Origin of the sequence: Clostridium sp. 1001283B150225_161107_B6, assembly GCF_015556325.1 — a bacterium.
In the GTDB taxonomy this organism is placed as follows: Bacteria; Bacillota; Clostridia; order Lachnospirales; family Lachnospiraceae; genus Enterocloster.
Genome location: NZ_JADNMD010000005.1, coordinates 194464 through 208855, shown reverse-complemented (window position 1 = coordinate 208855; position 14392 = coordinate 194464). Strand labels below are relative to the sequence as shown.

Annotated in this window: 14 protein-coding genes; all 14 read left to right on the top strand. The window is 44.7% G+C overall.

Translation table 11 applies throughout. From position 1 onward, the window contains the following. Window positions 1-71: 71 nt before the first annotated feature. The 14 genes from xdhA (at window position 72) to I2H39_RS14315 (ending at window position 14387) form a co-directional block, all read left to right on the top strand. Window positions 72-2360, top strand: coding sequence for a xanthine dehydrogenase subunit XdhA (xdhA, locus tag I2H39_RS14380; RefSeq protein WP_195626780.1), 2289 nt, complete (start codon window positions 72-74; stop codon window positions 2358-2360). Between the two features lie 18 nt (window positions 2361-2378). After that, window positions 2379-3266, top strand: a complete 888-nt coding sequence (gene xdhB / locus I2H39_RS14375) for a xanthine dehydrogenase subunit XdhB (protein ID WP_138310474.1) — start codon at window positions 2379-2381, stop codon at window positions 3264-3266. Further along, window positions 3259-3744, top strand: coding sequence for a xanthine dehydrogenase subunit XdhC (gene xdhC / locus I2H39_RS14370; protein ID WP_022203183.1), 486 nt, complete (start codon window positions 3259-3261; stop codon window positions 3742-3744). The genes xdhB and xdhC overlap by 8 nt, the downstream gene beginning before the upstream one ends. Window positions 3745-4147: 403 nt before the next feature. Beyond that, a complete protein-coding gene (locus I2H39_RS14365; protein WP_195626779.1) occupies window positions 4148-4618 on the top strand; it encodes a hypothetical protein in 471 nt (156 codons plus the stop codon). A gap of 620 nt (window positions 4619-5238) precedes the next feature. Next, the gene (locus I2H39_RS14360) at window positions 5239-5697 is read left to right on the top strand and encodes a hypothetical protein (RefSeq protein ID WP_138310472.1); all 459 of its coding nucleotides are present in this window, start codon (window positions 5239-5241) and stop codon (window positions 5695-5697) included. Beyond that, on the top strand, window positions 5694-6404 hold the full coding sequence (locus tag I2H39_RS14355) for a CpsB/CapC family capsule biosynthesis tyrosine phosphatase (RefSeq protein WP_195626778.1): 711 nt from the start codon (window positions 5694-5696) through the stop codon (window positions 6402-6404). The genes I2H39_RS14360 and I2H39_RS14355 overlap by 4 nt, the downstream gene beginning before the upstream one ends. A gap of 66 nt (window positions 6405-6470) precedes the next feature. Continuing rightward, the gene (locus tag I2H39_RS14350) at window positions 6471-7256 is read left to right on the top strand and encodes a Wzz/FepE/Etk N-terminal domain-containing protein (RefSeq protein ID WP_195626777.1); all 786 of its coding nucleotides are present in this window, start codon (window positions 6471-6473) and stop codon (window positions 7254-7256) included. After that, a complete protein-coding gene (locus I2H39_RS14345; protein WP_138310469.1) occupies window positions 7253-7993 on the top strand; it encodes a CpsD/CapB family tyrosine-protein kinase in 741 nt (246 codons plus the stop codon). The genes I2H39_RS14350 and I2H39_RS14345 overlap by 4 nt, the downstream gene beginning before the upstream one ends. Then, window positions 7990-9099, top strand: a complete 1110-nt coding sequence (locus tag I2H39_RS14340) for an LCP family protein (RefSeq protein ID WP_195626776.1) — start codon at window positions 7990-7992, stop codon at window positions 9097-9099. Before I2H39_RS14345 ends, I2H39_RS14340 begins: the two co-directional genes overlap by 4 nt. 149 nt (window positions 9100-9248) lie before the next feature. Further along, window positions 9249-9968: a hypothetical protein gene (locus I2H39_RS14335; protein ID WP_195626775.1), complete on the top strand. Its 720-nt coding sequence runs from the start codon at window positions 9249-9251 to the stop codon at window positions 9966-9968. 176 nt (window positions 9969-10144) lie between these two features. Then, window positions 10145-11242: a DegT/DnrJ/EryC1/StrS family aminotransferase gene (locus I2H39_RS14330; protein WP_195626774.1), complete on the top strand. Its 1098-nt coding sequence runs from the start codon at window positions 10145-10147 to the stop codon at window positions 11240-11242. Between the two features lie 15 nt (window positions 11243-11257). Then, a complete protein-coding gene (locus tag I2H39_RS14325) occupies window positions 11258-12472 on the top strand; it encodes an ATP-grasp domain-containing protein (RefSeq protein ID WP_195626773.1) in 1215 nt (404 codons plus the stop codon). A gap of 62 nt (window positions 12473-12534) precedes the next feature. After that, window positions 12535-13398 carry a sugar transferase gene (locus I2H39_RS14320; RefSeq protein WP_195626772.1) on the top strand — a complete coding sequence of 288 codons (864 nt, stop codon included), beginning with the start codon at window positions 12535-12537 and terminating at the stop codon, window positions 13396-13398. Window positions 13399-13439: 41 nt separating this feature from the next. Next, on the top strand, window positions 13440-14387 hold the full coding sequence (locus I2H39_RS14315) for a hypothetical protein (protein ID WP_195626771.1): 948 nt from the start codon (window positions 13440-13442) through the stop codon (window positions 14385-14387). Window positions 14388-14392 lie beyond the last annotated feature (5 nt).

Below are 14392 nucleotides of genomic sequence, written 5' to 3'. Positions count from 1 at the left end.
TGTCACATATATAATGCAGACGCCTGGTATACAGGCGTTTGCGCATTCAAGATAAGGAGGTAGAGCACACCATGGGAATTGGTAAAAACATGACCCGCGTTGACGCATTTGATAAGGTCACAGGCAGTGCCAGGTATACAGCCGATTTAGAGCCCCAGGGACTTCTGGTGGCAAAGGTTATACGCAGCACCATCGCCAACGGCGTGGTAAAAAGCTTTGATTTGGAAGAAGCACAGAAGGTGCCGGGGGTAGTGAAGATAGTCACCTGCTTCGATGTACCGGATATCCAGTTCCCCACCCCCGGCCATCCATGGTCCGTGGAAACGGCCCATCAGGATATTGCGGACAGGAAACTGCTCAATACAAGGGTGCGGGTTTACGGCGATGATATTGCCGCTGTCATAGCAGAGGATGAAATCGCGGCAGCCAGGGCAGCCAGGCTGGTGAAGGTGGAGTATGAGGAATACGCCCCCCTGCTGACTGTGGAGGATGCCATGGCAGAGGGGGCTGCACAGCTTCACGATGAAAAGCCGGGAAATGTCATTGCCCATTCCTCCTTTGTGGTGGGCCAGGGGACCTATGAGGAAGCAGTGAAGGCGGAGGAGCTGGTGGAGATAGAGAAGGACTACCGGACCCAGAGCGTACAGCACTGCCATATAGAGACGCCCATTTCATTTGCCTATATGGAAAAGGGAAGAATTATTGTCACAACCTCCACCCAGATACCCCATATTGTGCGGCGTGTTATCAGCCAGGCGCTGGGACTTCCCATGGGCCGTATCCGCGTCATTAAGCCCTATATCGGCGGAGGCTTCGGCAACAAGCAGGATGTGCTCTACGAGCCCTTAAATGCATTCCTTACCACCCAGGTGGGAGGACGGGGCGTAAGGATGGAGATATCCAGGGAAGAAACCCTGGGCTGCACCAGAGTGCGCCACGCCATTGAATTCAAGGTAAAGGCAGCTGCCAGGAAGGACGGCACCCTGGTCGCCAGGAAACTGGAGGCATATTCCAACCAGGGCGGGTATGCATCCCATGCCCATGCCATTGTAGCCAACTCATCCAATGAATTCAAGCAGATTTACAAGGATGAAAGGGTGCTGGAATCCGATGCCTGGACCGTGTACACCAACCTGGCCACAGGAGGCGCCATGAGGGGATATGGAATCCCCCAGGCTGCGTTCGCGGCAGAATGCATGGCAGACGACCTGGCTCTGGCCCTCGGCATGGACCCTCTGGAATTCAGAAAGAAGAACTGTATGAGGCCGGGTTACGAAGACCCTCACACCCATGTGAAATGCAATACATACGGACTGGCAGAATGCATGGAAAAGGGACGGGAATTCATCCATTGGGATGAGAAACGGAAGGAATATGAGAACCAGACAGGAACTGTGCGCAAGGGAATCGGAATGGCAATTTTTTGTTATAAGACAGGCGTATATCCCATATCCCTGGAAACAGCGGCCTGCCGCATGATATTGAACCAGGACGGCTCCATGCAGCTGCAGATGGGCGCAACGGAAATCGGCCAGGGCGCTGATACCGTGTTCACCCAGATGGCAGCGGAGGTAACGGGCATTACGGAGGACAAGGTAAATATTCTGTCCACCCAGGATACGGACGTAAGTCCCTTTGACACCGGCGCTTATGCTTCCAGACAGACCTATGTCAGCGGCATGGCAGTGAAAAAAACAGGCGCTATATTTAAGGAAAAGATACTGGATTACGCTGCATATATGCTGAAGATGCCCCAGGATACTCTGGATGTGGAGGATAACCACATTGTGGATAAGGAGACCGGAAAGCAGCTGCTTCCCATGGAGGAGCTGGCCACCACGGCATTTTACAGCCTGGACCGCTCTGTACATATTACGGCAGAGGCCACCAGCCATTGCAAAATCAATACATTTGCCACCGGAGTCTGCTTCGCGGAGGTGGAAGTGGATATGCCTTTGGGCAAGGTGAAGGTGACCAACATAGTCAATGTACACGACAGCGGAAAACTGATTAACCCCAAGCTGGCAGCCGCCCAGGTACACGGCGGCATGAGCATGGGTCTGGGATACGGCCTTAGCGAGGAACTGCTCTTTGATGCAAAGGGAAGACCCTTAAACGATAACCTGCTGGACTATAAGCTTCCGACAGCCATGGATACGCCGGATTTAAACGCGCTTTTTGTAGAGTTAGACGACCCCACAGGTCCCTTTGGAAACAAGGCGCTTGGCGAGCCGCCGGCCATACCGGTTGCGCCGGCTGTGCGCAACGCTGTGCTGAACGCTACAGGCGTGGCAGTGGACAGTCTGCCCATGGACCCGCAGAAGATGGTGAAGCATTTCAAAGAAGCAGGATTAATATAGAAAGGGCGGTGAAACAGCATGTATGATATAGAAAAATTTTATCAGGCAGCAGATGTGGAAGATGCGGTGCGCGCCCTAGTGGAAGACCCTGAGGCAGTGGTCATCTCCGGAGGCAGCGATGTGCTGATAAAAATCAGGGAAGGAAAGCTGGCAGGCTGTTCCCTGGTAAGCATTCACGGAATTAAGGAACTGGAAGGCATAAGAATGGAGGAGGACGGAACCATTGTCATTGGCCCGGCCACCACATTTTCCCATATAACCAATAACAGCATCATACAGAAGCACATTCCCATGCTGGGAGATGCAGTGGATATGGCAGGCGGTCCCCAGCTGCGCAATATCGGGACCATTGGCGGCAATGTGTGCAATGGCGTGACCAGCGCCGACAGTGCCAGCAGCCTGTGCTGTCTGGACGCGGTTTTGGTCCTTAAGGGGCCGGACGGCGTCAGGGAGGTGCCCATCAGCCAGTGGTACACAGGACCGGGAAGGACTGTGAGGAACCATGACGAAGTTCTGACGGCCATCCGGATAAAGAAAGAGAACTACCAGGGCTACGGCGGACATTACATTAAATATGGCAAGAGGAACGCCATGGAGATTGCCACCCTGGGATGCGCTGTCAGCGTGAAGCTGTCAGAGGATAAGAAACACATCCAGGATATCCGTCTGGGATACGGCGTGGCTGCGCCCACCCCAATCCGCTGTCATAAGACAGAGGAGGCTGTAAAGGGAATGGAGACAGGGGAGGCCCTGGCCCAGGCTGTGGGAAAGGGTGCTCTGGAGGAAGTAAATCCTCGTTCCAGCTGGAGGGCTTCCAAGGAGTTCCGGCTTCAGCTGGTGGAAGAGCTGGGCAGACGTGCCGTAAGGCAGGCCGTAATCAATGCAGGAGGTGAGTGGGATGCTTAATATTGTGCATATGACTGTTAATGGAAAAGAAGTGGAGTTGGCAGTGGACCCAAGAGAATCCCTACTGGAAACCCTGCGGAACCGTCTGGGGCTGACCAGCGTGAAAAAGGGCTGTGAAGTAGGAGAGTGCGGCGCCTGCACGGTGCTGGTGGACGGAGAGGCCATAGACAGCTGCATCTACCTGACCATGTGGGCGGAAGGCCGCAGCATCATGACCGTGGAAGGGTTAAAGGGGCCAAACGGCGAACTGAGTCCCATCCAGAAGGCATTTATCGAGGAAGCAGCCGTACAGTGCGGCTTCTGTACGCCGGGATTAATCATGACAGCGGTGGAGATTGTAGGTACCGGAAAGCGGTATAACCGCGATGAACTGCGCAAGCTCATATCCGGACATCTGTGCAGGTGCACGGGATATGAAAACATCCTTAACGCCATGGAACGGATTGTGGAGGAGACGTATAAGGTAGTGGGGAAATAAGGGGGGATGTATCCGGAACGCAAAGAAGGCATTAAAACGCAGGTGTGGTGAAGGCGGCAGCCCTGAGGAAGCTGCGGTCAGCACCTGGATATATAAGGGTTTTAGGATAAGAAACCAAAGACCATAGTGAAAAGAGAGGCTCCGGGGATTGAACGGGGCCTTTCTTTTTACTATGGCGGGTTACAAACCTTGGAAGAACGGATTAAAAAAGTAAATAAAATAAACCAGTTGAAAATTTACGTATTTTAGGTAAAATAGGAGGGGCATTATTTGCATTTTAGTATGTATACAACTGGTCTTGCAATGACATTTATGTTAACATATAGGTAGGCCCTGATGGTTGCGGAGGAGACAAAGAGAAGGTGATTCTCTTTGAATATGGGATGATAGGTGAGCATGAGTCATGTTTGATATAACGTCGGATAAGGTATATGTAAAAACCTTTGGTGGGTTTGATTTGTATTATAAAGGTGAGCTGATATACTTTTCCAGCAGCAAAGCCAAAGAACTTCTCGCAGTACTTGTGGACTGGAGCGGTAAGGAAGTAACATTATCTCACCTGGCTGAAATTTTAAATGAAGGAGAACGGGATGAGACTGCAGCCAAGCAGGCGGTCCATTTAGCGTGGCATAGACTGAAGCAGACCCTGAAGAAATATGGGATTGAGAAAATCGTTGTAAAGGGCAGGGGAACCTATGCCATTAATAAGGAAGCAGTGGTCTGCGACAGCTACGATATGGTCCGGCAGGTCAAGGGGGCGTCTAACTTTTTTGTTGGGGAGTATATGCCGGAGTATAGCTGGGCAGAGGTTACGCTGTCGAATTTGATAAGGGATTATTTTGATGAAGGGGAATCGGGGGATAAATTTAAATAAGAGTGGTTGACCAGTATTCAGAAAGAGGTGTTCCGTAATGGATGCCTCTTTTTTGTTGTATTAAATGAAATCATATGACCAGTTTCATGATATGACGGTATAAATGCATTCTTCCGGGGTTTGTGTCCCCCCTCAGATTGGCAGGAATTGGTAATAATGATATGATGATTCAACACATGAAACTTAGATTTCAGTGTATGGGGTGACTGTGTAAATGGGGAGAGACTGATGTATGGAGATGGCATGGAGATTGATTCTGTCAAGAATGGAACAAATTAAGGAAAAGCATATTGAGGTTTAAACACATCTAAGATAAACCACATAATTTGGATTATGTGGTTTTTTGAATTTTATTCCTGGTTTCCTGTTCATGTTATATATCCTTTGTTATTAAATGATTCATATAATTCTGCTTGCATGTCTGGTAACGTCATGAGACTGGCGTTAGTTTTATGCAATTTATAGATTGCTAAAATATATGAAAATTATACATAAAATGACAAAAATCCCATTTTATTACATATTGAAACGGTTTTGTAACGAATTTGAAAGCAATTGAGTGGTATATCCTTACAAAGAACAGTGGTATGCGGCTTGAAATAACGGGAGAAATAACGCTGATGGCAGAAACGGAGAATGCAACTATATTTATAAAGACCTTTGACGGATTTGATGTTTATGTAAATGGTAAAATGGTTTATTTTCCCAGCAGCAAAGCAAAAGAGATGCTTGCAATCATGGTCGAAAAACGTGGAAGCAGTGTTTCCTTATCCCAGATGACGTATCTGCTGTATGAAAACATTAAAGAGAGCACGGCGAAAAACAATTTAAGGGTTGTATATTATCGTCTTCGAATGAGTCTGATGGAATATGGAATTGAGAAAATACTGATAAAAAAACGAGGCAGCTATGCGGTGGATACAGAGCAGTTTGCCTGTGATTTTTATGAATTCATCAAGGGAAATCCGGAGTATATCACACTGTTTTCCGGAAGCTATATGCCTGAATATATATGGGCTGAGGACATGATGCCCTATCTGAAAAACCTGTACCGGAAATATAATGGGGTGATGATATGACGGGAATCATTGATATGCATGCACATATCCTTCCGGGAATTGATGACGGGTCCAGGGATTGGGATGAGAGCAGGAGGATGCTGGAAGAATCCTACAGGCAGGGAATCCGGTACATATTAGCCACACCTCACTACTCCAGGCGCGGTTTACCTTCCAATCTGTATGAACTGTCGGAACGTATGAAGGAGGAAGCACAGAAAATCGCGCCGGATTTCATGACGGGCCTGGGACAGGAGACCTATTATCACGAAGGATTGGTGGACCATCTCAGGACAGGGAAGGCCCTTACTTTAGAGGAAAGCCAATATGTGCTGGTGGAATTTGACCCCCTGGTGCCCTATGAGAAGATGTACCAGGCAATAAGGAAACTGACCATGGCCAGATATATACCAATTATAGCCCATGTGGAACGTTATGAATGTCTGAGAGAAGGGGCCAACCTGTCGGAACTGGCACAATGCGACTGCAGGCTGCAGATGAATTTTAGCAGTCTGAATGGAAAGGGTATATGGGATAAAGAGGTCCGCTGGTGCAGGAGACAGGTTATGGAGGGCAGAATTTTTTGCCTGGGAACTGATATGCACCGTATGGACTATAGAAAGCCGGATATTGAGGAGAGCTTTCGATGGTTGGTCAGACATCTGGAGGGGCGCAGGCTCCACAGCCTGCTGCGGGGGAATGCGAAGAAAATAATACTGAAAAGATAGTACGAATACTGAAAAGATAGCACGGTAAGATAACATGATTAAGAAGACAGGAGAACAGGAAGACGCATGGAAAAGACGTATGATGACAACGAGATTGAGATAGACCTCTTGGAATTGCTGGGGGAGTTCCGACGCAAGATATGGTTTATATTGGGAACCATTATATTGTTTGGAGGAGTGGCAGGCGCATTCAGCGCATTTGTACTTACCCCGCAGTATAAGTCCACTGCAATGGTTTATATTCTCTCAAAAGAAACCACGCTGACATCACTGGCTGACCTTCAGATAGGAAGCCAGCTGACCAAGGATTATAAAATCATCGTGACAAGCAGAAGGGTTCTGGGCCAGGTCATTGAAGATATGGAACTGGACCTTACATATAAAGATTTAGTAGAAAAAGTCACCATTGACAATCCTCAGGACACACGAATCCTTTCCATCTCTGTGGAGGACCCGGACCCAGCCATGGCAAAGCTAATCGCAGACAAGATTGCAACCACATCCTCTGATTATATTGGGGATATTATGGAGATGGTGCCGCCTAAACTGATTGAAGAGGGTGAGGTTCCCATACTCAAATCAAGTCCCAGCAACGTAAAGAATGCTTTGATTGGCGGTCTGCTGGGAGCCGTACTTGTATGCGGCGTTATCACTGTGAATGTGGTTATGAATGATACAATCCGCACTGAGGAAGATGTTACAAAGTACCTTGGGTTATCTGTCCTGGCATCTGTACCGGAACGGGAGGGGGAAAAGCCTGAGGATAAGGAGGCCATGATTTCCTCTAAATCAAGGAATAAGCCGGCAGTAGGGAAATCCAGAAAGAAGAAAAGGGGAGGCCATGTGTCATGAGACAGTTTGTTGCATTAAACAGGGAGATGAAGGATGACTATCACTATAATGAAGCCATCAAGACATTGAGGACCAATATACAGTTCTGCGGAAACGGCATCAAGACAATTATGCTGACCAGCTCTCTTCCTGATGAAGGAAAAAGTGATATCACATTTGCCCTGGCATCCTCTCTGTCCCAGATTGGAAAGAGAGTAGTGATGATAGATGCTGACATCCGCAAATCCGTTCTGGTTTCCCGTTATCAGCTGGAACGGGAGGTGGCCGGTCTGTCACAGTACTTAAGCGGACAGCGGTCTCTGGAGCATGTTCTTTATGATACAAATATAGAAAATCTCAGCATTATATTTGCAGGACCCTATTCGCCCAATCCGGCGGAGCTTTTGGAAGAAAGCTTATTTGGAGATATGATATGCAAGCTGCGGGAGCTGTATGACTATGTCATCATTGACACGCCTCCTATGGCCAACCTGATAGATGGGGCAATCGTGGCCCGCCAATGTGACGGAGCGGTGATGGTAGTTGAGAGCGGGTCCATAAGCTACCGTCTGGAGCAGAGGGTTAAGGGGCAGCTGGAAAAAAGCGGATGCCGAATTCTTGGGGTTGTGCTTAACAAGGTGAGCATGGAACGCAACGGATATTACAGCAAATACTATGGGCGCTATGGCAAATACGGGAAATATTCCAAATACGGTCATTACGGTAAATATGACAGGTACGAGAAGGCAGAGGTATGAGTTGGTTTCGAAACCATAAGCGGGCACTGTGCAGGGCTGCTGTGGGGGCAGCAGCAATTTCACTGACTTGTTTCATATGGACGGGGATGAATCTGTACCGGAACAGGAAAATCCTTGAAGCGGAGATTGCAGCCAGGAATTATGCAGACCTGGGAAATGGTCAGGGAAGCAGTCAGGAAAATGGTCAGGATAACAGTCAGGACAACAGGCAGGTCAGCGGGCAATGGGACGAATGTCTCTTTGACAGGGACGTGGTTGAATATGACGGAAAACAGTACAGACGCAACAGCTATGTGAAGGCCATCCTGTGTATTGGCGTGGACCGGTCGGGAGAGATGACCGAGAAGACCACCACGGGATTTGGCGGACAGGCGGACGGGTTATTTCTTATAGCCCAGGATACGGCGAGGAATACCATAAAGATATTGATGATACCCCGGGATACAATGACTGATATTATGCTTACTGATTTGAGCGGAAATGAGCTGGGGAAAGATGTGCAGCACCTGACGCTGGCTTATGCTTATGGTGATGGGAGAGAGAAAAGCTGTCAATATATGGTGGACGCAGTATCAGAATTAATGGGAGGATTAGAGATAGAATGGTATATGGCAGCTGATACCAGTGTCATCCCTGTGCTGAATGATGAAATAGGGGGAGTCACCGTAACCATTGAGACAGGTGGAATGGAAACACGGGACCCAGCTCTGGCAAAGGGGGAAACTGTAACACTGAAAGGGAAGCAGGCGGAAGTGTTTGTCCGCTACCGGGATACGAATGTGGAACACTCAGCATTGTATCGTATGGACCAGCAGCAACAGTATATAAAAGGGTTTTTCCAGGCTGTCCAGAAGCATTCGGCTCAGGACAGCGGCCTGGTGGTAAGGCTGTTTGATAGGATTCAGGAATACATGGTCACTAATATGACTAAGGACCAGTATCTGAAAGTTGCCATGGACGCAGTGGCGGGGGGAAAACTGGGGGATGAGGATTTCTACACGGTTCCCGGGGAAGGTGTGGTAACCCTTCGGTTTGATGAATTTTATGCGGACCGGGAAGCACTGATACCCATACTGCTGGAATTATTTTACCGGGAGATTGGGTAAGCGGGGATGAAACGCCGCAGTATCCGGTGTTCGGAAGGAAAATGGGCGGCATCTGGCAGCCAGTGTGTGTAACCATGCAATATCCAGCATGAAACCATGCTGTTTATTGAATATAACTACTCTTAGGAGAGAAAGGAGAGGTGAAGGATATGAAAAAGAAATGCATAGCAGCTTTAGTGCTGGCAGTTGCTTTGGCTTCACAGCCTGTATGGGCGTTCGCGGCAGGCAGTGCGTCCAGCAATGGTTCCATAAGTTCATCCAGCGGAAGCGATGGCAGTGGTTCCATCGGCTCGTCCAGCAGCAACAAGAGCACTACAAGCTCAAAGTCCAACACCACAGTAACTGTGTCAGCTACTGGCGTCAAGACTACAGGTGCAACAACCAGTGCAAGCCCAACCGGCAGCACAATTGGCGTTACAGTAGACACAGTAACAACCACAGGACAGCAGGTAACAACCAATTCCAAGGGAGAGGCTGTTATCGGCGATACTGCTGTTGCATTTGCAGACAGTGAGGCAGCAACCGCAGGTCTTCCTTCAGATGTGGTATCAGCTATTAATGATATCAATGCAGGAAAGCCGTTAAATGAGGTTGTACAGGGCGTGGACCTGACGGGCTTTAATGCCTTGACAGGAACACACGCAATCATTACAAAGGATGCTGCTACAGGCGCTGTTAAGACAGGTCCTGTAGAGGTTTCCCTGTATGTGCCAAATCTGGTTGCAAATATCAGTAACGTACAGTTATTGTTCTATAACAATGCGACAGGGCAGTGGCAGTTGATTCCGGCTGTCAAGGTGGACCCGGTTACTAAGACGGTGGCTGTAAGTGTTCCGGGGTCTGGGACGTTATCGGTGGTGTATAAGTAGCAGCATTAACTAAATGCTGGCCGGGGGTAATAGATGGCGAAGGCCGCGCCCCCGGTCTGTATTGAAAAATGGTATGTGAATGATATTATTCTGGGTTTACACAGGGCTGTATAACGATAAAGAATGCTGTTCTGTGTAAACATAGAAAAACTTAATATAATTTGGAGGAAAAATTAATGGTACACGAAAGAATTAACGTAACACGTTCATCAATGCCGGAATTTGATGAGTATATGGAAAAGTTAAAACCGGTGTGGGATAGTCGATGGTTATCCAATAGGGGGAGCGCTTCTGTTGAATTTGAAGAGAGTTTGAAAAAGTATCTTGAGACAGACAATATATATCTATTTGCTAATGGTCATTTAGCTTTAGAAGTAACTTTAAATGCTTTGCATATGAAAGGAGAAGTGATAACTACCCCATTTACACACTGTTCTACAATCCATGCTATAGTACGTAATGGATTGAAACCTGTATTTGTGGATATTAAGGAATCCGATTGCACGATAAATCCTGAGTTTATAGAGGCTGCCGTTACAGAGAATACGGTGGCAATTGTTGCCACACATGTATATGGTTTTATATGTGATGTAGAAGCAATTGAAAAGATTGGGCATAAATATGGTCTGAAAGTGATATATGATGCAGCTCATGCATTTGGTGTTACATACAAAGGTGTCGGCTCTGCTAATTTTGGTGATGCATCTATGTTTAGTACACATGCAACAAAAGTGTTTCATACGATTGAAGGCGGTATTGTAGCTTATAGGAATCAGGAACTTTTTAAGGAATTAAGACATTTGGTAAATTTTGGATTTACCAGTCAGGATGATATTGAATATGTAGGAACAAATGCAAGAATGAATGAATTTGAGGCTGTAATGGGTATTTGTAATCTTGAACATATTGATGGAGAAATAGCAAAACGAAAGATGGTTTGGAATAGATATATGGAACGTTTGTCGGAAATTAAGGGGTTGAGATTCATAGTTCCAAATTCCAATCTAAAATGGAACTACTCGTATTTTCCTGTTTTTTTTGATGGGTATAAAGAAACACGGGATGAAATTAAAACAAAATTAGAGAAAGAAAATATATTTGCCAGAAAATACTTCTATCCTATTGTAAATAAAGCAGGATGTTATAAAGAAGATTATGGTATTGCGGATGTACCGGTGGCTAATCATGCTTCTGAGTGTGTGTTGACATTACCCATGTATGCAGAATTAACCATGCAGGATGTTGATTATATATGCGACATTATTATAAGATGATGGAGTGTATTAATAATGAAAAAAATTTTACTTTTGGGTGGCTCGGCACAACAGATAGTAGCTATTGAGACAGCAAAGAGATTGGGATATTATACAGTCCTGTGTGATTATTTAGCAGATAATCCCGGTAGAAATTTTGCTGATAAATTCTATTTGAAAAGTACAACAGATAAAGAAATAATATTGAATATTGCTAAAAAAGAAAATATAGATGGTGTAGTGGCCTATGCTTCAGAACCTGCAGCGCTTACGGCTGCATATGTGTCAGAAAATTTGGGTTTACCAGGAAATCCATATAAATCCGTAGAAATTCTTTGTAATAAGGACAAGTTTCGTGAATTCCTTACAATTCATGGTTTTTTTACACCGAAGGCCCAATGCTACGGGACAATAAAAGCTGCATTTGAGGATATTATGGGTAATATTTTCCGAAGGTCTGTTATTGTAAAACCGGTTGATTCATCAGGAAGCAAAGGGGTGAGTCATATTAAGAAGGGGGAAAGTAATAAGACAATTTTAGAAAAATTAGAAAATGCAATGAATAATTCTAGAAGAAAGTATATTATTGTTGAAGAATTTGTTGAAAAGTACGGTTATCAGATAGCAGGAGATGGTTTATCCGTAAATGGGCGTTTAGTATTTCGGTGTTTTGGCAACGACCATTTTGATTTAGATGCACCTAACCCCTTTGTGCCTATAGCAGCCAGCTTTCCTTACAATATGCCAGATAGAGTTCAGGAAAAGATTCACTCAGAGATACAAAGGTTGTTGACATTACTGGGGATGAAGACAGGCACTTATAATTTTGATTTACGCATTGACAAAGATTTCAATGTATATCTTATGGAAGTTGCTCCTAGAAATGGGGGGAACTATATACCACAGGTCATACGATATGCTACAGGAGTGGATTTGGTAGAATGTGCTATTAAGGCAGCAATGGGCGATGATTTGAGTCATATAACCTTAGGTATTCAAAATGGATTTTGGTCATATTATGCAGTCCACAGTAATTATGGAGGAATATTGGATAATATTGTTTTACGGGATAGTGTAAAACAAAATAATATTGTTGATAACTATATAAAAAAGAAAAAAGGAGATAAGATTAATGCGTTTTCAGGAGCAAATGATACATTGGGATGTCTGATTATGAAGTTTGATAGTATGAATCAGATGCTTGAAATGATGGATAACAGCCACAATTGGGTAGAAATAAGGGGAAAATAAAAGGTTAGATAGTGTAGGTGATATGTTTACGATTCCTTGTTTAATACGAGAGGGACAAAGGCATGGAAAAATCAAAGTTAACAAAACAGATGCGATGGGAAATAGCAAATCGACTAGCTAAAGAGAGATTAAACCAAGTCAATATGTTATGTAAAAAGGTAGAGCCACGAAACAGTATTTATACGCGATATGTGAAAAGATTACTGGATATTGTAATATCAATAATTGCATTATTTATTACACTGCCAATTAATTTGTTGATTGGCATAGGTACATATTTAGATGTTGGTTTACCAATTTTTTTTAGACAGGAACGAGTGGGAAAGAATGGAAGGATATTCAGCATAATAAAATTTAGAAACATGCGTGATACAGTAGACGAGCGAGGGGAGTTATTACCCCCCATGTACCGAGTGACGAGGTTTGGTCATCTCATCAGAAAGACATCGTTGGATGAGTTGTTGAATTTTTGGAATATTCTGAAGGGCGATATGAGTTTCATTGGTCCGAGACCTTTAGTTCCTGAATACACGGAACGATATAATGTACGGCATAAGCAACGCCTATCTGTACGGCCTGGTTTGGAGTGTCCGCCTAGAGAATTAACGGACCACGTATGGACGTGGCAAGAACAGTTTGAAAATGACATATGGTATGTAGAACATATAAGCTTTCTTACGGATTGCCGGCAGATAATCAGGTTATTGCAATTTGCATTCAATAAAAAATGTGCAGATGCTCGGGCAAGTGTTTCAATTCGGGGAACCTTTATGGGTTATAGCACGGATGGTAAAGCAATAAATATGGAAGATGTACCACAAGAATATGTAGATGTATATGATAACGTGAATAAAAAAGATAGATTGGTTCATCCGGAGTGGTGTGCTGACAGTGAGGATGCTGAACTGCAGAATGCCGTAATATGAGTTTATGAATCACATAATATCTTAATCGGAGCATTGGACAAATGAAAGAAATTGGCGGCTACATTGAATTCGAGCAATGTTATAAGACAATGTTACACGAAAGTGCAAAAAAATTAAATTGTGGAAGAAACTGCCTGGCATACCTGATTAAGGTGAGAGGTATTACTAGTATTGCACTTCCATTCTTTCTATGTGAATCAATAAAAAATATCTGTAAAAAATATAATGTTAATATACGCTATTATGATTTGAATGACAGTTTAATGCCGAAAGACCTGATTCTCAAGAATGATGAATGGTTATATGTCGTCAATTATTATGGACAGATTGATTCGATACAAGTCAAGAGCCTTTCGTTGCGCTATAAACATATTATTGTTGACTATGCTCATGCATACTTTGATATGCCAATAGAGGGAGTCGATTCCATATATACATGTCGCAAGTTTTTTGGAGTCCCTGACGGAGCTTTTTTGTATACAGATAGTGACTTATTAGAACCGATTGAATGCGATGAATCATTTGAACGCATGCATTTTCTGTTAGGCCGGTATGAGCGTTCTGCCTCTGAATTTTATAATGAATATATTGAGAATAACCGAATCTTTACTACTCAGCCAATCAAGTGTATGTCCAAATTGACACAGAATTTACTTCGGAACATTGATTATGAACGGGTGAAAATGGTTAGGACAGAAAATTATACATATCTTGCTTCACGCCTTCATGACTTCAATCTCTTGGATATTCATAAAGTTGAGGGTGCGTTTGCCTATCCTCTTATGCTGAAAGAAGCACAAAAAGTAAGGAACCATTTAATCCAGAATAAAATATATATCCCTGTATTATGGCCAAATGTAATAAATGATGTGGATGAAGAATCATATGAGTGTCAGCTGGCAAAAAATATATTACCGTTGCCATGTGACCAACGATATGGAATAGAAGAAATGGAGTATATGGTTGAGCTTATCTGCCAGGTAATATGAAATAG

Coding starts and splice junctions, on each gene's coding strand:
- I2H39_RS14345 (WP_138310469.1), top strand. CDS start 7,253: ATGAGACAGTTTGTTGCATTAAACAGGGAGATGAAGGATGACTATCAC.
- I2H39_RS14360 (WP_138310472.1), top strand. CDS start 5,239: ATGGCAGAAACGGAGAATGCAACTATATTTATAAAGACCTTTGACGGA.
- I2H39_RS14365 (WP_195626779.1), top strand. CDS start 4,148: ATGTTTGATATAACGTCGGATAAGGTATATGTAAAAACCTTTGGTGGG.
- I2H39_RS14320 (WP_195626772.1), top strand. CDS start 12,535: ATGGAAAAATCAAAGTTAACAAAACAGATGCGATGGGAAATAGCAAAT.
- I2H39_RS14325 (WP_195626773.1), top strand. CDS start 11,258: ATGAAAAAAATTTTACTTTTGGGTGGCTCGGCACAACAGATAGTAGCT.
- xdhB (WP_138310474.1), top strand. CDS start 2,379: ATGTATGATATAGAAAAATTTTATCAGGCAGCAGATGTGGAAGATGCG.
- xdhC (WP_022203183.1), top strand. CDS start 3,259: ATGCTTAATATTGTGCATATGACTGTTAATGGAAAAGAAGTGGAGTTG.
- I2H39_RS14340 (WP_195626776.1), top strand. CDS start 7,990: ATGAGTTGGTTTCGAAACCATAAGCGGGCACTGTGCAGGGCTGCTGTG.
- I2H39_RS14335 (WP_195626775.1), top strand. CDS start 9,249: ATGAAAAAGAAATGCATAGCAGCTTTAGTGCTGGCAGTTGCTTTGGCT.
- I2H39_RS14350 (WP_195626777.1), top strand. CDS start 6,471: ATGGAAAAGACGTATGATGACAACGAGATTGAGATAGACCTCTTGGAA.
- I2H39_RS14315 (WP_195626771.1), top strand. CDS start 13,440: ATGAAAGAAATTGGCGGCTACATTGAATTCGAGCAATGTTATAAGACA.
- I2H39_RS14355 (WP_195626778.1), top strand. CDS start 5,694: ATGACGGGAATCATTGATATGCATGCACATATCCTTCCGGGAATTGAT.
- I2H39_RS14330 (WP_195626774.1), top strand. CDS start 10,145: ATGGTACACGAAAGAATTAACGTAACACGTTCATCAATGCCGGAATTT.
- xdhA (WP_195626780.1), top strand. CDS start 72: ATGGGAATTGGTAAAAACATGACCCGCGTTGACGCATTTGATAAGGTC.